Genomic DNA, 18,481 nt, shown 5'->3' with positions numbered 1-18,481 from the left:
TTTTGCGGGGACATTGCATAGCGGGTTTTTGAGCGGTCAACGCCAGCCATCAGGCAGAGCGCGGTGCGGCTGGTATCGCCAATCGCAATAGCGCTGACACGCCGACGAACCCGCCACCAGCGATGCAGAAGATTTGCCGCCAGATTTCGGACGGCACGGCCTCCTTGGTGACGCCGTGGACCAGCGCATATCCGGCGACGGCGGCGGGCGCGGCGAAGACGAGCGCCACGATCAGGCGCAGGATCGGTGAGCGCAGCGTGTCGAACAACAGCGTGAGAACGCCGAAGGCGACGACGAAGCCGACAAGGCCCGCCCCGATGAAGCCCGCGCCGGTGTGATAGGCGAACTGCGCGGCGGTGACGCCGAGCATGAAGGGCAAGGCATAGATGGCGAGCGTATAGGCCAGGACGCAAAGCCCGGCGATCAACACGACGCCCATCAGCATAACGGCAACCATGGTTCTCCTCCTTAACGGTGGTTCCGACCGTGGCGATGGTCGAGGTGATCGGGCCGCGCGACTGCGCGGCCCGCGATTTTTCCGGGAAGAAAGCCGGGGTCGCTTGCGCGCGCCCGGGCCTGCCTTCCTCATTCCGCTGCGATGGCGAAATGTTCATCATGGTCTTCCTGCGAGGGGGGCGGGCTCGACGGTATCGAGGGCTAAGGTGTCGGCCTGCTGGTCGAGCCATGCGGGGCGCTCGGTGCGCAACGCGGGCGGAAGCCACCCGGTCCCGGCCAGAAGCTGCTCGGCAGCCTCTGCCATCTCCACCTTCTTCTTGTCCGCGATCTGCTCCGCTGCCTCGTCGCCAAGAGCATCGCGCACGGCGGCGAGGATATGGGCCTTGGTGACGCGCCCGAAATAGGTCCGCGCGGTCGGCGTCCAGTGCGCCGTCATGTCCAGCGACACCGCCGTTGCCAGCTTGTCCGCCGTCTCATGGGCGCGGCGCTTGCTGCTTTCCCATGGCAGCTTCACCGCGTTGACCGTCAGCGAGGCGCAATGCGCGAGCAAGGCCATCAGGCTCGCATGGTCCAGACCGGCAACGAACTCCCAGAGGTCCGCCACGTCGCGCGGCATGTCCGCCGCCCATCCGGCATGGCGATCCGCCAGCATCTTCGCCGCCGCCGTGTCCTCGATGCCGTCCGCGTGAGCGGCGAGGTAGTTGCTGGTCGGGCTGATTTCGAGGCAATGGGCCGTGCCGCCGCCGCGATAGTAGGTCTGCGCGGCGAGCGTATGGACCACGGCGATCAACGCCATATCCGGCTGCTCGCCAAGGGTGAGACGCAGACCAAGGGTGCGATGCGCGGTCAGGTCGCGAATGAGCGAGTCGGGCAGCGGCTTGCCCGCATCCCCGGCCTCTTCTTCCGGCTCCTGCTCGCTTTCGTCGTTGTCTTCGTCGTCCCCTCCGTCGCTGTCGAGGATTTCGCCGTCACCATTGACGCGCACGCCGTCGATGACGGTTTCGCCGCCCTCGGCTTCCTCCGGCTCCGGGGCCTCGTCCTCGGCGCGGATGAAACCGCGCTCGATCCGAACATCGCCATCATGGGCGATGACGACGAACACGCCGCCCCGCGCGATGTCGTCGGGATCGAAGGCGTGGCGCTTGGCGTCGATCCGCTCGATCTCGGCTTCAAGCTCCGCAAGGCGCGCATCCACCTCGGCCGGGAGGTCGGTATCGGCATCCTCCCATTCCGCGTTCAGGCGCTCAAGCTCGTCCTGCGCCGCGTCGTAAGCCGTGGCATCTTCCTCGGAAAGCTCCACCGAATGCCGATAGACACGGTGCATCCCGTGGGCGTGGGGGAAGTCGAGATAGGCGGCGGTCCACTTCCAGCCCTCGGCCTGCTGCACCTCGGCGGCGATCCCTTCCAGCTTCTCGACGGCGAGCCGGTCCAGCAAGGCGGGGTCTTCAAAGAAACCGCCACGATCCTCGGTGAACAGGTCGCGGATGATGTTGCCGCCCGCCTCGGTATAGGCTTGCGCGCCGACGAAGATAGCCCGCCGATCCGTCGCCGCCACGTTGGTCGTGGTCAGGTCGCGGCGGATGATCCATGGCTCGCGGTTATAGGACAGGTGTTCATAAACCTGCTCCTGCCGCGCATGATCCTCGGTGATGGCGAAGGCCATCAACTGATCCAAGGTCAGGTCGCCGTCGCGATAGACCTGCAACAGCTTGGGGCTGACAGCGCCGAGACGCATCCGCTGCTTGACGGCATGGGCGGTCACGCCGAAGCGGGAGGCGATTTCCTCCGCGCCCCATCCCCGATCCTTGGAAAGCTCGCGGAAGCGCTCGAACTGGTCGGCGGGGTGCAGGTCCTCGCGCGTCACGTTCTCGTCAAGGCTGATTTCGGCGGCGTCGTTCGCCGTGTCGATGACGCAGCGGATGGCCTCGGTCTTCTTGATCTCCTTGCGCTTCACGCGCAGCATCTGCGCCAGCCTGCGGCCTTCCCCGATGCTGACGAGATAGAAGCCGGTCGCTTCGCCCTCGGCGTTCGTTTCCGGCTCCACCACCAGATTTTGCAGGACGCCCTTGGCGGCGATACTCGCCGCCTTCGCCTCGATAGACGCCCCGCTGTGCGGGGTCTTGCGGGCATTCTTCGGATGCTTCTTGAGCTTGTTGAGCGGGATGAAAACGGTCGTGCCGTGTTCGGCGGTCGGGGCGATGTTCGCGGTCGTGGTCATGGTCTTGATCCTTTTGGCTTGGGTTGGAGCGCAGCGCTGCGCTGCAACCCTGGCCGTCGCCGAGACCGGGGGGTGCAAGGTGCAAGGGCGACCGGGACGGAGGGGGATCACCCGGCCTGCACAAGCGGATCGAAGCTATTGGCGAGAGTGAGAAACACGCGTCCGCGCGGAAGGCTGGGGATACCGTCCCGGTCGAGCGCCAGCGGTCCCTTGCGCCGCGCCAGGGGGCAGAGCCCCCAAGCTCCCCCGGCCAGAGCGGCGCGGAGGCCGGGGCGCAAAGACCGGATCAGGATGTGAGCAACCTTAGGTTTGACGACCGCGATCCTGATCGCAGCTTGAATGATCGATATTCCGGGGTCCTGCGCATGAGAATACGGCACGGCGATCATGGGGGTGATCTACAACCGAAGATCCCAGTATTTGTTCTTTATTTGTTCTTATCATTTTGTTATAGCTTGGACGCGCGATTGCGATGCGACGGGCATACGCCAGCCTGAGGCGGCGTACCCCGCAGTGGGTAAGAGTGGTTTGTGGTTGAAAAATTAGTGATTCGGCTTCAGAGTGGCAGCGCCGCGGAATGCCGCGGATTGCCGCGGAGGCCGGTTTGGGCAAAGACGGTCGGGATGCTGAGCGTGTAACTACAACGCTGACGCGGACGCAGAAGGCGGAGCTTGATCGCCTTGCGAAAGCGCAGGGCGTGAAAGTTGCCTGGCTGGTCCGACGCGCAGTCGAGAGATTTTTGGAAGAATCCGCAGGCGGGCCGATGCTGCCGCTGGATCTAAAAGGGGGCGAAGATGCAAAGCGCTGAACTCTTCGCCGGCTGTGGGGGGCTGGCGCTCGGAATGTCGCGAGCGGGCTTTCGCCACCAGCACATGGCGGAGTTCGATCGGGATGCCGTCGCGACGGTCCTGCATAACAAGACCAAGGGCGTCGAGCACGTTCGCGATTGGCCGATGGGTCTTCAAGACGTGCGGGAAATTGACTGGAAGAAGCTGACCTCGCTCGATTTGGTCTCAGGTGGCCCCCCATGCCAGCCGTTCGGAATTGGCGGTAAGAAGCAGGGTCAGGACGATCACCGTGACATGTGGCCCGAAGCCATCCGAGCGGTGCGTGAGGCGATGCCTCGGTCGTTTCTCTTCGAGAATGTCAGGAATCTCGCGGGTCCCCGTTTCCGCCCTTACCTTGAATGGATTATTTCGCATCTAGAGCGACCTGGGCTGATCCGGAGGCCGGGTGAGTCGCACGCGGCGCATCGCGCGCGGTTGGTGGCGTCGAAGGGCCGAAAGGAATTCCAGGTTGTTTGGCAACTTGTGAACGCCGCCGACTTTGGCGCGGCCCAGATTAGGCATCGCGTTTTGATTTTCGGCATCAGAAGCGATCTCGATGTTCTGCCGAGCCACATGACCCCGACCCACAGCCGCGACCGACTTCTATGGGAGCAATACGTCACGGGTGAATATTGGACGCGACATGGTCTGAAGAAGGGGCGGGCTCCCATCCTTCAGCAGGATCGCGCACGGGTCGAGCGCTTGAAGCAGGCTGGTGTCGCGCCGTCTGGCGCTCCGTGGGTCACCGTCCGAGACGCGTTGAAGGGTCTCGGCGAGCCGAACGGGAAACATAACCACGTCCTTCAAGTTGGCGCGCGAGTGTATCCGGGCCACACCGGTAGTCCGCTGGATCTCCCCGCGAAAGCCTTGAAGGCTGGCGATCACGGTGTTCCTGGCGGCGAGAATATGATGGTTCGCGACGACGGATCGGTTCGCTACTTCACCACACGGGAAGCCGCGCGTCTGGTCGGCTTGCCGGATGAGTACGAATTTCCTCGGTCGTGGACCGAGAGCATGCGCCAGCTAGGTAACGCCGTGCCGGCTCCTCTTGGAGCCGCGGCGGGTGGCTGGCTGGCGGCTAAGCTCGGCGGTGGAAATGCCATCGGCGGTTTGGCCCCGGCGCGTCGCGCGGCGTAGTGCGGCGTAGTTTTGTCTTTTATTTCAGCCGGAGGGCGAGTCGCGGCGGTTAGACCTCGTTTCGGCTACCGAGGGGGTTTAGTGGATGGCGTTGGCACCGGATCGAGCCGCGATTAAGGCACTTGAGGACGCGCTCGCGGCGGTGCTCGCGGCTGCTGGTAGTAATCCTCCTCAGGCGGTTGTCCGACGGATTCGGGAAGGCTTGGCCACGCATGCCGACGCGGTTGAAGCCGCGCGCTCTTCCACCGATCCAGTGCGGATGCCTCGCGCGACCTTCGATCCAGCCGATCCAAAGGCGATTGGTCGGATGGTGTCGATCGCGCTGATCGCGCAGCCCCTGATAGCATTGACCGATGTCCGACCAGCATACGGTTCTGGTGTCTACGCGATCTACTATCGTGGCGATCACCCGCTCTATAGCGGTATCTCCGGATCCGAGACACCGATCTATGTTGGTAAAGCCGACCCCGCCAAAGATGATGCCAGTACAACGCGGGAGCAGGGCGCGAAGCTTACGGCACGTTTGCTGGAGCATGCGGGAACTATAGGTACGGCGGAAGCCTATGGCGCCAAGCTCCCCTCCCATCTGTCACCCATAAGATTGGCGGACTTTGTTTGCCGCCGCCTTGTATGCGCGACAAACGCCCAACTCGTCGCCGAGAAGCATCTCATCCGGACGTTCTGGCCAATCTGGAACTCCGAGACAAAGGCCTGCTGGGGAATGAGCAAGCATGGTGACGCCGCGACGACGCGAGCAAATAAGCGCTCGCCGTGGGACGTTGTGCATCCGGGGCGCCTCTGGGCTTTGGACGAGCGGCTTGCGGATTCATTGACGCCTGACGAGATCGCACACCGCATCGGCGCGACGCTGGACAGAGTGCCAGCTCGACTGGACCACGCCGCGCTACTGGAGGAGATGTTGGCCGGCTTCCGGCAGGATGACCCGGTGGCAGCCGATCCCGTTGTTCCGCCTGTGGGTGAGAGTGTTGCGGGGCCCGAACCCGATGAGGCTGGCGGTGTCGACGACGAATGAGACGGACGCCGCTAGAAGCGCGCAAATGTCCCGCATCCGGGGACGTGACACTAAGCCGGAGATGCGCGTGCGTCATGCGCTTCACTCGGCCGGACTGCGATATCGTCTGCACGCGAAGGATTTGCCCGGAAAGCCCGACCTTGTTTTCCGGAGTCGGAAGGTAGCCTTGTTCGTGCATGGGTGTTTTTGGCACCAGCACCCGGATCCGAGCTGTAAGCTTGCGAGAATGCCGAAGTCGAAGCTCGATTTCTGGCGCCCGAAACTTGAGGGCAACAGGTTGCGAGACGAAAAGAACCGATCCGCGCTGGAAGCGGATGGTTGGACGGTTGTCGAGGTTTGGGAATGCGAGACCAAACCGGACCAACTACAGCGACTAATTACCGGCCTCCAGACGTCAAATCCGCTGCGCGACGCGGAGAATAGATCCCGGTCGAGAGTCGGGGCAAAGCCAAAGGTGGGGAAATGACTCAAGAACTCGACCTCACGCCGGCGCCGCGCGTGCTGCAGATGCTAGGCGAGATCAATCTCGAGCAATGGCGATGCTTGGCCGAGCTCATCGACAATTCTATAGATGGTTTCATTGACGCCGCTAGGGCCGGCGCGCCGATTGCCCAACCGGAGATCGCGGTCAGCATCCCAACCGCTGATACCGAGGCCGCGCGCGTGTCCGTTAAGGACAATGGCCCGGGAATGTCCCTGGAGACGTTGGAGAACGCCCTTAGAGCGGGCTGGTCGGGCAACGATCCACTGTCAAAGCTCGGCCTTTTTGGCATGGGCTTTAACATCGCTACCGCTCGTCTTGGTATCGTAACCGAGGTCTGGACAAGCCGGCGGGGCGACCCGGAGCAGGTTGGCGTTCGTATTGACTTGGAGGAGCTCCGGGCCTCGGGGAATTACAAGGTACCTCGTCAGACGAGACCCAAGTCGAACCACGAGGATCATGGCACGGAAATCGTCGTGACGCGGCTTAAGCCGGAGCAACGCGCCTATCTGGCGCGAGCGAACAACCGCACCACCATCAAGAAACACTTAGCCAAGACCTACTCGGCGCTTTTGTCCAATTCGGAAGCTGGAGCGATCCGCCTGACGTTGGGCGGCGCGAGGGTCACGCCGCTCCGACCCTGTGTCTGGGATGCGAGCCGGTCGATCGAGCTGCCCGATGGCACCATGGTTAGCGCGGTGGAGCAGTTCGATGTCGCTCTCGCCCCTCGGCGATACTGCGAGCACTGCATGCGCACGCTGACAAGCGATCAGGAGCACTGCCCTACCGGGAGCGCGCACTGCGCCATCGTAGAGACTCCGAGAAGAGTCAAAGGCTGGGTCGGCATCCAACGATATTTGGACAAGACCGATTTCGGTATCGACTTCATCCGAAACGGCCGAAAAATCGAGATTGGGAGCAAGGACCTTTTCATCTGGAGCGATGGAGAGACTCAGGAAGTCGAGTATCCGATCGATGATCCGCGAAGCCGAGGTCGCTTCGTGGGAGAAATCCACCTCGACCATTGCCAGGTTAGTTACACGAAAAACCGCTTCGAGCGTGACGATCCGGCCTGGAATGAGATGGTACGGGTCGTCCGCGGCGAGGGCCCGTTGCGGCCCAACACCGCGCGCCAGAAAGGTTTCGACGGCAACCAAAGCCCGCTGTACAAGTTATTCCAGGCTTTCCGCCGCACCAGCCCTCAAGGCAAAAATGGTCTGTGGTCCCGGATCATGGTCGTCCAGGACAACGATCGCGCGCAGCAGATGGCTGGCCTGTTCGCCAGTGCCGACGCCGACTATCTGACCGACGAACGTTGGTGGCAGCTCGTCGAGGAGCAGGATGCGAAGATTCTCGGCGACACGCCCGGCGCCGGCGACGGAGCGGGGATCCCCCCGGGCTTTATTGGGGGCGATGCCAATCCGGAAGATCCAGTCAGTGGCGACGGCGGCGTGCCGCCCAGCGGCGAGCAGCCTCCTACGGCATCACTTCCGGCGCCCGAGCCGCCCCCCGTGCGGCGGCCGATATTCGAGCTTACCCGGAAGTACATTCATCCGACCTATCGCGCCGAGTTCGATGTCGAGGCTTTCTCCGTCGATCCGACTGACCCGCAATTGCCGGCGGGTCAGCCGTGGGCCGTCCGCTTAGATAACGTCGCTACACGCACCTATTCTTATCTCGTCGATACGGCGCACGACGTTTTCCGATCCTCGACCATGACTCCCCTCGACGCTCTGCTGGTCGATCTGACTTATCGCACGATCGAGTTTCTTCGCGGGCATAGCCAGGATGCGACGCCGGCGAGTGTCCTCGCGGATTTTCGGGCTGAGTATTGTGGCGACACCCGCCTGGACGAACAGGAAATTATCGCCCTCGCGGGTAATATTCTGAGCGATATCTGCCGTTCTGTGGCTGGTCTTATAGACGGTCAATCCGCCGAGGCCATGTATGAGGAACTGACCGACCGCGAAAAGGAGGGCATTGCTCGCCGGATGGCCGGCCGCGGCGTCGCTGATCCACGAGCCCTCATCCTCGACGGCCGATTTTGGGACTATGCGGACGGCGGTACGGTACGCCGATTATTCATACGGCATCCCGAGCTCTTTCTCGATGGAAAATACTGGGAGGACGCATACGCCGTCCTTGACTTCGGGGCCCCTGAGGTGACGAACGATGCGAAGGCGGCGACCGTCGCGCGCTATGACGCGTACCTCGGTGACGCCATTTGGCTCGCTGATCAAACACCAGCGGACTTGGCGCGCGCCTCACGCGACACCGTGATTCGAGCGACATGTTCGCTCCGACTCCTCAGGCCGGATGTCGCGGTGTGACAGCAGAGCCCTTCCTCCATACCCAGCGACTGCTAAAGGGGCCATGGCAGGCCTTCGAGCGGGATGTTGCTCGGCTGTTGGTATGCAACGGTTTTGAGGATGTCAGGCTCATTGGTGGTTCTGGGGATGCCGGTGCCGACGTCCTTGGGGTCAAGAACTCCGAGTTGTGGGTGATCCAGTGCAAGTTCACAACCGGCGGCTATCCGTCCCCGGCGGCTGTGGATCAGGTCGGGGAAGCGGCGCGCTATTACCAGGCTGATCGACTCTATGTCGCCACAAGCCGTCGCGCTGGGCCGGCGATGCAGGCGTCGGTTCGCCGTTGGGCTGCGTTAGGCATCGAGATCGGTATTCTTGAGCCGGCAACCTTGCTGGAGATGGCGCGGCGCAGCCCAGAATATCCGCCCAGCAGACGCGACCTTCGCGATTATCAGCTCGAGGCCGTCGATCGGTTTGTCGGGTCTCTACGCGAAACGGGTCGCGGACAGGTCGTTCTCGCGACCGGACTTGGAAAGACGGTCGTCTTGGCGGAGAGCATTGCTCAGCTCTTTCGCGATGAGGCGATCCCCGGGGGGCGGGCATTGGTGCTCGCCGGCACGAGGGAACTGGTCGATCAACTGCAGAGGGCTTTTTGGGACCAGCTTCCAAAATGGGTTCCGACGCACCGCCTGATCGGTGGCGAGTTTCCGAGCGAGTGGAATGGGATTACGTTCGCGACCGTTCAAAGCGCTGTATCTCGGCTCGATGACTTACCCGACTTCGGGGTCGTGATGATCGACGAGGCGCACCATGTCGGCTCCGACACCTTCCGCCGTGTGACGGATAAGATGGCGGAGGCGATGATCGGCGGTGTTACAGCGACGCCCTGGCGGGGCGACGGCTATGATATCGACCACTTGCTGGGTCCACCCGTAGTTCGGATCGGTATCGCCGAGGGTCTAAGGCGGGGATTTCTCTGCGAGGCGGATTACCGGCTTCTCGCTGACAACATCGATTGGTCGTTTGTGCGATCACACTCGCGGAACAGCTATTCGATCACGCAGCTCAATAAGCTCTTGCTACTGCCAACGCGTGATGAGGAGGCGGCGCGCGCGATCCGGGACACTTTCGACAAGGAGGTCCGACGCTCCGCGATAATATTCTGTTCCTCTGTGACCCACGCCAAAAGCTTCGCGGCCATGCTGAGGCTGTTTGGTTTTCGCGCTGAGCCGATCACCGGCGACATGACTCCTCGGGAACGTGATCGGACAATGGCGGCCTTTCGAAAGGGCTCGCTCGACATTGTCACAACTCGCGACCTGTTCAACGAAGGCGTCGACGTACCGGACGTTGACATGATCGTCTTCATGCGCGTCACGCACAGCCGTCGGATCTTTGTGCAGCAGTTAGGTCGAGGTCTGCGCATCAGCCCAAGGAAGAAGAAAGTCGTCGTTCTCGATTTCGTTAGCGACCTGCGTCGCCTCGCGGAAGTTGTCGAGCTTGAGAAGGCAGTCCGAGGAGACGTCGAGCGGCTGCGTCTTCCAGGCGTCATACAGTTCCGTGACGAGGGCGCCGGTTCATTCATGCTCGATTGGATGAAGGACCAAGCCGATCTGTTCACTCGTGAAGGTGATCCGACACTCGAATTGCCTGCCTTCGATTTTCCGGCGCCTCATACCAGGGGCGGAATTCAATGACGTCCATTTCGACGGCTTTACGTGACAATCTGAGGGACAAGCTCTGGCAGCAGTGTGATGACCTTGGCTGGATGTCGCTCCAGGACGTCGAGCGGGCGCGCTACTACGAGCTTTGGACACGGGATGCCTCGATCGGCGGACAACTTGCGCATGTGATGGATGCCCGGAAGGTGCGCGTCTATATCAAGGACTCGCTGGTGAAGCCCTATGTGAGGGCGCGTCTATCCTTAAATGAAGGCGAAGTCTGGCGCTTACTTGGACTTACGGCCGCCGATCGCGTCGTTCACGTCTATATCAAGCCACATGGACGGAGGACCGAGGACGGTCGCGTCATCGGCTGGGGGCGAAGTCGCGATTGGAAGTCCGTCCTTATGGCGGTCTTTGAGCGCGGTCGCGCGCAAAGTTCGTTTTCGTCATTTGGCGTCGTCCTACTCGAGAGCGGGAAGACCGAGGCCGAACGATCCCGCAACCTTGTTAGAGAGGCCGCGCAGAGACTTGGCATCGAAAAACTGGCCTGGTTGGAGTGATCATGAGAGATAAGTATCCGGGCTGGTATCCAAAGTCGTCGGTCGAGGCCTCAGCGTTGTGGGACAACGCCATTTTTGTCCCTGACGCGAATGTTTTGCTGCACTGCCTCCGTCACCCCGCCGCGGTTCGCGAAGAACTTTTGCGGTTGTTTGACGCGTTAAAAGAATCTCTGTGGATTCCATATCAGGTTGGTTTGGAGTTTCATCGTAATCGCTTGGATGTTGAGCTTGGCGCGCAGGATGCTTACGACGTCTTGATCAAAGATCAGGAAGCAACGATCGAGAAGGCGCGCGAGCGGCTGAGGCAACTTCGCGCTCATCCCACGATAAGCGTACCTAAGGAATTGGCCGCCTTGGATATGTTCTCGGCGGATTTTCGCGCGCGAATGGCTGCCTCGCAAGCTTCACATCCGACCGAGGACATCGCGGCGGCCGTCACGCGCCTGACGCAACTCTTGGATGGCCGAATTGGTGATAAATGGAAGCCCGAACAGCTCGCCGCACTTAAGAAAGAGGGGGAGGATCGCTATGCGAAGAAGATCCCGCCTGGATACAAGGACGCGAAAAAGGATGCGGGCGAGTTCGATAAGTACGGTGATCTGATTATTTGGAAGGACATGATCGGCAAGGCGAAGGCTGACAAGCGGCCGATCATTTTCATTTCAGACGACGCCAAAGAAGACTGGTGGTGGATTCATAAGGGTCGAAAGCTGGGCCCTCGGCCTGAGCTGATCGAGGAATTTCAAGCCGGTTCGGATCAGGACTTCCACATCTACGAGTTCGGTCAATTTCTAAGGTTTGCGGCGGAGCGCTTCCCAGAGATCCAGGCGGGTGTCGGTCAGGTTGAGAAGAGTTTGCAGGAAGACGAACGTGCTCGCAGGAAGCAGAATGAGGTGGCGGAAGCGATCGAGACGCAGGCGAAAGTCCGAGAGCTTGAGGATGAACGAGATCAAATCGTCACTGTTTTGTCCGGCGCGCCAGGCGCGTCGATGCCAATCGCTCCTGTTGATCGGTCCGCCCTCAGAACGCGCCTGAACGAGCTGAGCGCAGAATTGGAGTCCCACCAACGGAGGCATGAAGAGGCCCCATCTTCCCCGATTGATCGAGCCGAAGTCTCGGCAAGCACGGAAGGCTCGCCATGAGCCGGGTCTTGCTCGTGCCGGCTGGTCCCAATAGTCGTCGATAGGAGGCGCTATGGAGAGGGTCGAGGAATTCGTCGATCAACGGCAGAAATCGTTATGCATCCATTGTGCGCGGCCCCTCATTGGCTGGGAGCCCAGTGAGGATCACGCTCCCTCCAAGGGCCTTATGGCTAATGGGCCTATAGGAGGTTGAGGATGGCGCACACCTTCACCACACTGCGTCATCCGCTTGAGAAGCTCCTCGAGGCCGAGCACTTTTTAGCGCGTCTGACGCGGGCTGACGGGATCGTCTTTCAGTTCGAACTCAATGCTTTCTTGTCGGCCTGCCGCAGCGTAACCTTCCTCCTGCAGTCCTCCTTTTCGGACGTTCGGGGCTTCTCCGAGTGGTATGAGCAGCGCCGCGCCGAAATGTCAGCCGACAAGGCGATGGGATTTTTCCTGAAACTACGAAACCTTTCCCAGAAGGCAGGTCCCGTCTCCTATGTGGGTGGGGCCCTTCTCGGTGGAGGCTGGACCTACCGATTTGTTCATGGCTCGGAGCACGTGCCGGAGGCGCTACAGGGTAGGGACATCGGTAGCTGCTGCGCCGAGCAACTTCGTAAGGTTGCGGGCGTGGTTGCCGATTGCGCGGACACTTTTCCGTTCGACTCCTGCCCCATGGCTGCTTTCACCATCGAGGGGATGGCGCACCTCGGATACACCATGGAGGACGCGGAGCGGGCGATCGGTATGCCTGCCGGATACAGCGATGTGCCCGGCTTCGGGCCGGATGTGAAGCTGCACTACCTGAAGCGCGAGCTTGAGCCGCTCGACCGGGCGACCCTAATTCGCATGGCCGCCGGCGAATTCAGGTGCGGGGATGAGCGGTTGGCGTTCCCGGACTCACGAGGAGGCGATCTGGTCGACGATATGGCCGCGCTCATCGATCCAAGGAATCCTGACGGCGGCGACATGCGCACGATTTTTCTTAGGGCCGTCGCGACGCGTATTGAACGCCAAACCTTGGACGACGCTTGATCCTTGGAGGCGTGATGACGGCATAGCGTGTAGGCGTAGAACGATCCTTGTTGCGCTCTGGCGGGGAAACGGTGGGACGGGTTACGGAAATTGATGCGGCTGCTTTGCCCGGTCTGGCGATAGATGACGAAAGGTGCTTTTCCGAGAACGGCCTCAAAAATCCAATGTTTTCAAAAGCGCCGTTTTCTGACGGTGTGCTTGACGGTATAGCGTACTGAGGAAAATATTTTTGGTAGCAAAATCAGTGGTTTACTGTGGCAGGAGATAATCGAGTGGGAGTGACCTCAACCCATTTCCGGGTGTGGCGTCGCGGCGGGATGGCCGCGGCCTGAAGCCTGGTTGCGCGCGAACTGGCCCGGTGGGCAGCCAAGGCGCTTGCGGAACGCGGTGCTGAAGGCGCTCGCGGACTCGTAGCCGATGTCATCGGCGATCCGATCGAGCGACCTGCCCCCGCGCGCAAGGGCGGCCTTCGCCAGCGCCATGCGCCAGCGCGCCAGATACTCCATCGGCGCGCACCCCAGCACCGCGCCAAAACGAGCTGCGAAACCCGAGCGGGACATGCCCGCGGCGCCGGCGAGGTCGGCGACGGTCCAGCTGGCCCGCACGTCGGCGTGCATGACCTGCAGCGCGCGGGCGAGCGCCGGGTCCCGCATGCCGCGGAGCAGGCCGGCCGCGGCGTCCTGCCCGCCGATCCCGCGCCAGCGCAACGCCTCGACCAGAAGCGCCTCCAGCAGGCGCTGGACGATCAGGTCCTTTCCCGGCTGGTCGGCCCCGCACTCCTCGGACAAGAGATCGACCAGCCGTCCCAGGCGCGTGGACCGGCCTTGGGACGCCGGAACGTGGATGAGCCCGGGCAGGAGTTCGAGCAGGAGCGGCGCGTTCACCCGGTCGAGCGAGAAACTGCCGCCCAGGGCCACGAAGTCGGCCTCCCCCTCCTGGTCGCCGTGGCGCACCGCCGCGTTCGCCGGTGCGGCCGGCTCGCAGTCGGTGCCCGGTTGGCTGGCGAGAGAGAAAGCGGGCGTGGTGGGCAGGAGGATGAAATCCCCTTCCCGAAGCGGGACCGGGGCTGTTCCGGCAAGGCCGAGCCAGGCCGTTCCGCTCAAGACGATGGCGAAGCCCGGCGCGTCATGGGCCTGGTACCGCACGCCCCACCGGCCACGACCGGAGATCGGCTTCGAGACCGCCGCGCTCGGGCGAAGCAGGCTGACAATGTCGCTCAACGGGTCCATAAACTAGACGATACATAATTAATTTTGGCGTTCAAATTATATATCATCCGAACGTGGCGATCTATCTCCTCCTCATCGATCTGAAGGAGACGGGCCATGACCAAGACCATCCTCATCACCGGAACGTCGTCGGGCTACGGCAAGGCGACCGCGGAGCATTTCCTGCAGGCCGGCTGGACTGTCGTCGCAACCATGCGACGGCCCGGCGCGGCCGTTTTCGACGGCCCGGCGGACCGCCTGCGGGTGCTGCCGCTTGACGTCACCAGCGAGGACAGCATAGCGGCGCTGGTCGAGGCGGCCGGACCGGTCGACGTGCTGGTCAACAATGCCGGCGTCGGCGGCGTCGGGGCTTTCGAGGCGATGCCGGCGGCCCTCATCCGCCAGCTGTTCGAGACCAACACCATCGGCGTCATGGCCATGTGCCGGGCGTTCATCCCGCAGATGCGCGCGCGCCGGTCGGGCACGATCGTCAATGTCACGTCGAGCGTGACGCTTGGCGCATTCCCGCTCGCCGCAGCCTACACCGCCTCCAAGCAGGCGATCGAAGGCTTCACCGGCTCGCTGGCCCACGAGCTCGGCTATTTCGGCGTGGCCGCGAAGCTGGTCGAGCCGGGCTATGCCCCGACCACGCGGTTCGGCGCCAACGCCATCGTGCCGGTCGCGGACCTGTTGCCGGACGACTATGCGCCGTTCGCCCGCCCGATCCTCGCGGCCTTCGCGGCGCCGGCGATGACGACGCGCGAAAGCGATGTCGCGCAGGCCGTCTGGGCCGCCGTCCACGACACCGCCGGTCAGCTGCGCTTCCCCGCCGGCGCCGATGCGGTCGCGCTCGCCCGCGCCCGATGAAGGGGGCGCCGGCACAGGCGGGCGCCTTGGCCGGCGGCCGCCGGCGGGCAGCCGCTCCGGCAGCCCGCCCCCGTCCTCACGCGCTCAGGCGCTCGCTTTGCGGACGGAACATGCGCTCCATCTCGCGCCTGAGCCGCACCGCCTCGCTGTCGGCGATGTCCACATCCGCCCACGACACCGGCTGCCCCGCCTTCACGGCGCTCTTCAGCCGCACATGGTGGGCGAGGCCGATGGGCAGCGCGCCGCGGGCAAGCGAATCCTCCGCCCGCATGATGCGGCCATAGACGGTGTAGCCGCCCTCCCCGTCCAGCATGGTGCCGGCGGGCAGGTCGCGCTTGGCGGTGGCGGCGACATCGGAGAAGAAGCCGATGGCGGAACCCGTCGCTTCCCCGCGCAAGGCAGCCGCGGCGACCGAGATTCCGAGCTCCAGTCCGATCATGTGATAGGGCCGGTACAGCGCGGTGTAATGGCCGGAACTGTCCGTCACCATGCCGTACTCCTTGAAGCAGCGCCGCGCATAGTCGCCGCGCGCCGACGGGTCGGCCTCCAGCACCACATAGACCCCCCACCTCAGGTCGCGGAACACCGGCCGGCCGTCCAGCTCCAGGGACGAGACGACCTCGACCATGCCTTTCTCCTCGAGGATCCCCCCGTCCGCGCGCGGGCGCAGGACCCGCGGCAGGTCGTCGACCCCGCAGGGCGGGAACAGGAGGCCGTCCCGCGGCGCCTTGAGGCCCGTCATGTTGGAGATCGCCGCCATCTCGATCGCCGACTTGGTGCCGTCCACGAACGAGTTGAACATCTGCGGATTCATGCCGCCCGCCTGCGCCATCTCCACCGGGATGGCGAGGTTGTCCCACACCGTCTCCGGGGTGGAGCCGTGGAACGCCGGCAGATGCCGCGTGCCCTTGCCCGCCGCCACCACCCGGAAGCCGCACGCCTCGGCCCAGTCCACCATGTCGCACACCAGCGCCGGCTGGTCGCCATAGGCGGCGGCATAGACCACGCCGGCCCGGCGCGCGCGCTCGGCCACCAGCGGGCCCGCGAGCACGTCCGCCTCCACCGTCACCATCACCACGTGGCGGCCGTGCTCGATGGCCGACAAGGCGTGGTGGAGCCCGGCGGCGGGGCTGCCGGTGGCGTCGACGATCACCTCCAGCCCGTCGGCGGCGATGAGGGCGTCGGCGTCCTCGGTGACGACGGTGCGCCCGGTGCGGCGGGCCTCGTCGAAGTCGCGGGCGACGGCCGCGTCCGCGTCCCAGCCGGTGGCGTCGAGCGCTGCGATCGCCCGCTCGCGGGAAAGATCAGCGATCCCATAAAGATGCATGCCCGGCGTGGTGCGCACCTGCGACAGGAACATGGAGCCGAACTTGCCGGCGCCGATCAGTCCGACCCGGACCGGGCGTCCTTCGGCGGCACGCGCCTTGAGCTTGCGGGCGAGATTCATGGGGCGTTCTCTCCTGTCTCGGACGGGCCGTGCAACGACCCTTCGGGTTCTGTTGACCGGCCTGCCGGCTGGCCGCCGGACACATCCCGGTGGATGCGCCGCGCGTCGCCGCTTCTCGGGGGGCGCGCCAAGCATAAGTTCATGTTGCTGCCCTTGTCTTGCGCTCTCGATGGTGCAACGCATCCTCGATGCGCCGCCCGCGCCGTCCACCCGCAGCTTCGCCCAGGTCCTTCGCCGTGCATTCCTCGCGCCTCTGCTTCGCCGCCCTCCCCCTGCTCGCCGCGCTCGCGACCGCTCCAGCCGCCGCGTCCCAGGTGAGCGTGCAGGGGCGCGACATCCTCGTGGACGGCCGCCCGTTTCTGCCCCGGGGCGCAAGCGGCACGGTCCGGCTCGCCGACCTCAAGGGCGTGGGCGCGAACGTGATCCGCACCTATGGCGAGGATCCCGGCGAGACGCTCGACGCCGCCCAGCGCATCGGCCTCAAGGTGATCGTCGGCTTCTGGATGGGGCATCCCCGGCTCGGATTCGACTACGCCAACCGCGCGGCGGTCGACGACCAGCTCGCCGCCCTGCGGCGCATGGTGGAGCGCTATCGCAGCCACCCGGCGCTCCTCATGTGGGGCATCGGCAACGAGGTGGAGGTGGAGGCGGACCCCGAAAGCACCCTCGCCGCCTTCGCGGCGGTGGGCGAAGCCGCACGGCTCGCGAAGACGCTCGACGGCCAGCATCCCACCCTGGCCGTGGTGGCGGAGCTGGGCGGCACCAAGATCGCCGACCTGAAGCGCCTCGCGCCCGCCATCGACGTGCTCGGCATCAACTCCTATGGCGACGGCGCCATGTCCGCGCCCGCGCGCGCCCGCGCGGAGGGTTGGAGCGGCCCGCTCCTGCTCACCGAGATGGGCGCGCTTGGCCATTGGCAAGCGCCGAGCACGCCGTGGGGGGCACGGTTTGAGCCCACCTCCACCCAGAAGGCGGACCGGCTGCGCCGCTACCTCGCCGCCACGGAGCACGCAGCCGCCGGAGCGCTGCCCTTCCTATGGGGCCAGAAGCAGGAGGTGACGCCGACCTGGTATTCCCTGCTGACGCCCTCCGGAGAGTGGACCGAATCGGTCGAAGCGATGGCCGGCGCCTGGGGCGGCAAGGTGCCGGGAGGAGCGGGCAACCGCGCCCCCCGGATTCTCTCCTTCCGCCTGGCCGGTGCCGACAGCGCACCTGCCGGCACGGATTTCCGCACCCTTCTGGCGGCCACCGATCCGGACGGGGATCCGCTGAAGGTGGAATGGCAGGTGATGGCCGAGACCACGGCACGGAGCGTCGGTGGCGATCCCGAGGCGGCGCCGCCCTCGTTTCCGGAAGCGCTCATGGACGGCACGCCCACCGGCGCGCGCATCCATGGCCTGCCGGCCGGGCGCTACCGGGTGTTCGCTTATGTGCGCGATGGACGCGGCGCGGCAGCCACGGCCAATCTGCCGTTCGAGATCAGGCAAGGGCCGTAGCCGTGGCCGCGACCTCGTAGGGGCAACGACCTCATGCGGGCGACACGGCGCTCCGCTCCTTTCGGGGCGATGGCGGGTGCCGCCGCGACCCGCGACGGCGGCCCTGACCGACCATCCATCGTCCCTATGATGTCGCGAGCGCGCGGGAGGCGTCCCGGGGAACCGGCTGGCGGCGATCGGCCTGGCCTTGGGCCCACCGGCCGGGACCGGCTGGCGCGGAGCACACACCGCCCGTCAGCCGCGCAGAGCCTCCATCAGGTCCCGCGCGAACCATACGGCGCCGCCGGCGAGCACGGCGCCAAAACCGAACGCCAGGAAGGGCCAGGGCGAGGCCGCAAGGCACAGGCCCATGAGCAATCCGGACATGCCACAGCCGAAGGCGACCACCACGGCGGCCGCGCTCCCCAGATCCTCGGCTCCCCCGCGGCGCACATCGACCGGCTGGGCCGCCGGCCGCGCCCGTGTCTTGAAATGGTGGGCCAATTGCTCCTCCCGAAGCGGCATCGCGTGCCGCTCCTTTTTTCTGGAGGCAAAGTCTAGCAGCACCACTCCAGCGCGCACGCGCCGGGAGAGATTTGTCGGCTGAATTTTCCGCTACCGCCACGCCCGGCGATGGGCGCGC

At 64.2% G+C, this 18,481-nt stretch carries 17 protein-coding genes; 11 read left to right on the top strand and 6 right to left on the bottom strand.

The features are described 5' to 3' along the window. Nucleotides 1-49: 49 nt before the first annotated feature. The 3 genes from V5F67_RS04650 to V5F67_RS04640 all read right to left on the bottom strand — a co-directional run bounded on the left by V5F67_RS04650 (nucleotide 50) and on the right by V5F67_RS04640 (nucleotide 3,063). Entirely contained in the window at nucleotides 50-457 is a 408-nt protein-coding gene (locus V5F67_RS04650) for a hypothetical protein (protein ID WP_394018722.1), read from the bottom strand. 156 nt (nucleotides 458-613) lie between these two features. Then, on the bottom strand, nucleotides 614-2,674 hold the full coding sequence (locus V5F67_RS04645; RefSeq protein WP_394018724.1) for a ParB/RepB/Spo0J family partition protein: 2,061 nt from the start codon (nucleotides 2,672-2,674) through the stop codon (nucleotides 614-616). Between the two features lie 107 nt (nucleotides 2,675-2,781). Continuing rightward, complete coding sequence (locus tag V5F67_RS04640) at nucleotides 2,782-3,063, bottom strand: hypothetical protein (RefSeq protein ID WP_394018726.1); 282 nt, start codon at nucleotides 3,061-3,063, stop codon at nucleotides 2,782-2,784. 188 nt (nucleotides 3,064-3,251) lie between these two features. Between V5F67_RS04640 and V5F67_RS04635 the strand changes: the two genes are divergently transcribed. The 9 genes from V5F67_RS04635 to V5F67_RS04595 all read left to right on the top strand — a co-directional run bounded on the left by V5F67_RS04635 (nucleotide 3,252) and on the right by V5F67_RS04595 (nucleotide 12,841). Next, nucleotides 3,252-3,482: a ribbon-helix-helix domain-containing protein gene (locus V5F67_RS04635; protein WP_394018728.1), complete on the top strand. Its 231-nt coding sequence runs from the start codon at nucleotides 3,252-3,254 to the stop codon at nucleotides 3,480-3,482. Beyond that, on the top strand, nucleotides 3,469-4,638 hold the full coding sequence (locus V5F67_RS04630) for a DNA cytosine methyltransferase (protein WP_394018730.1): 1,170 nt from the start codon (nucleotides 3,469-3,471) through the stop codon (nucleotides 4,636-4,638). The genes V5F67_RS04635 and V5F67_RS04630 overlap by 14 nt, the downstream gene beginning before the upstream one ends. Nucleotides 4,639-4,723: 85 nt before the next feature. Then, nucleotides 4,724-5,671 carry an Eco29kI family restriction endonuclease gene (locus V5F67_RS04625; protein WP_394018732.1) on the top strand — a complete coding sequence of 316 codons (948 nt, stop codon included), beginning with the start codon at nucleotides 4,724-4,726 and terminating at the stop codon, nucleotides 5,669-5,671. Next, complete coding sequence (locus V5F67_RS04620; RefSeq protein WP_509210611.1) at nucleotides 5,577-6,137, top strand: DNA mismatch endonuclease Vsr; 561 nt, start codon at nucleotides 5,577-5,579, stop codon at nucleotides 6,135-6,137. The genes V5F67_RS04625 and V5F67_RS04620 overlap by 95 nt, the downstream gene beginning before the upstream one ends. Then, nucleotides 6,134-8,482, top strand: a complete 2,349-nt coding sequence (locus tag V5F67_RS04615) for an ATP-binding protein (RefSeq protein WP_394018736.1) — start codon at nucleotides 6,134-6,136, stop codon at nucleotides 8,480-8,482. Before V5F67_RS04620 ends, V5F67_RS04615 begins: the two co-directional genes overlap by 4 nt. Next, nucleotides 8,479-10,155 carry a DEAD/DEAH box helicase family protein gene (locus tag V5F67_RS04610; RefSeq protein ID WP_394018738.1) on the top strand — a complete coding sequence of 559 codons (1,677 nt, stop codon included), beginning with the start codon at nucleotides 8,479-8,481 and terminating at the stop codon, nucleotides 10,153-10,155. The genes V5F67_RS04615 and V5F67_RS04610 overlap by 4 nt, the downstream gene beginning before the upstream one ends. Then, nucleotides 10,152-10,682 (top strand): hypothetical protein, encoded by a 531-nt coding sequence (locus V5F67_RS04605; protein WP_394018740.1) that lies wholly within the window; start codon nucleotides 10,152-10,154, stop codon nucleotides 10,680-10,682. The genes V5F67_RS04610 and V5F67_RS04605 overlap by 4 nt, the downstream gene beginning before the upstream one ends. A 2-nt stretch (nucleotides 10,683-10,684) precedes the next feature. Beyond that, nucleotides 10,685-11,824, top strand: a complete 1,140-nt coding sequence (locus V5F67_RS04600) for a PIN-like domain-containing protein (RefSeq protein WP_394018742.1) — start codon at nucleotides 10,685-10,687, stop codon at nucleotides 11,822-11,824. A 195-nt stretch (nucleotides 11,825-12,019) separates the two neighbouring features. Then, a complete protein-coding gene (locus V5F67_RS04595; RefSeq protein ID WP_394018744.1) occupies nucleotides 12,020-12,841 on the top strand; it encodes an Ea47 family protein in 822 nt (273 codons plus the stop codon). Nucleotides 12,842-13,125: 284 nt separating this feature from the next. Here the strand turns inward: V5F67_RS04595 and V5F67_RS04590 are convergent, their stop codons facing one another. Beyond that, nucleotides 13,126-14,070 (bottom strand): AraC family transcriptional regulator, encoded by a 945-nt coding sequence (locus V5F67_RS04590; protein WP_394018746.1) that lies wholly within the window; start codon nucleotides 14,068-14,070, stop codon nucleotides 13,126-13,128. A 96-nt stretch (nucleotides 14,071-14,166) separates the two neighbouring features. On the opposite strand from V5F67_RS04590, the gene V5F67_RS04585 reads away from it, so the two are divergent. Then, complete coding sequence (locus tag V5F67_RS04585) at nucleotides 14,167-14,916, top strand: SDR family oxidoreductase (protein ID WP_394018748.1); 750 nt, start codon at nucleotides 14,167-14,169, stop codon at nucleotides 14,914-14,916. A 76-nt stretch (nucleotides 14,917-14,992) separates the two neighbouring features. On the opposite strand, the gene V5F67_RS04580 is transcribed toward V5F67_RS04585, so the two are convergent. Beyond that, nucleotides 14,993-16,363: an NAD(P)H-dependent oxidoreductase gene (locus V5F67_RS04580; RefSeq protein ID WP_394018750.1), complete on the bottom strand. Its 1,371-nt coding sequence runs from the start codon at nucleotides 16,361-16,363 to the stop codon at nucleotides 14,993-14,995. A gap of 236 nt (nucleotides 16,364-16,599) precedes the next feature. Between V5F67_RS04580 and V5F67_RS04575 the strand changes: the two genes are divergently transcribed. Then, nucleotides 16,600-17,859 carry a glycoside hydrolase 5 family protein gene (locus V5F67_RS04575; protein WP_394018752.1) on the top strand — a complete coding sequence of 420 codons (1,260 nt, stop codon included), beginning with the start codon at nucleotides 16,600-16,602 and terminating at the stop codon, nucleotides 17,857-17,859. A 234-nt stretch (nucleotides 17,860-18,093) separates the two neighbouring features. Here the strand turns inward: V5F67_RS04575 and V5F67_RS04570 are convergent, their stop codons facing one another. Then, on the bottom strand, nucleotides 18,094-18,363 hold the full coding sequence (locus V5F67_RS04570) for a hypothetical protein (protein ID WP_394018754.1): 270 nt from the start codon (nucleotides 18,361-18,363) through the stop codon (nucleotides 18,094-18,096). Nucleotides 18,364-18,481: the final 118 nt, after the last annotated feature.

Origin of the sequence: Xanthobacter pseudotagetidis, from assembly GCF_043194795.2 — a bacterium.
Classification (GTDB): Bacteria; Pseudomonadota; Alphaproteobacteria; order Rhizobiales; family Xanthobacteraceae; genus Xanthobacter; species Xanthobacter tagetidis_A.
The sequence above is the reverse complement of the archived record's forward strand: the minus strand, read 5'-3'. Positions and strand labels throughout refer to the sequence as shown.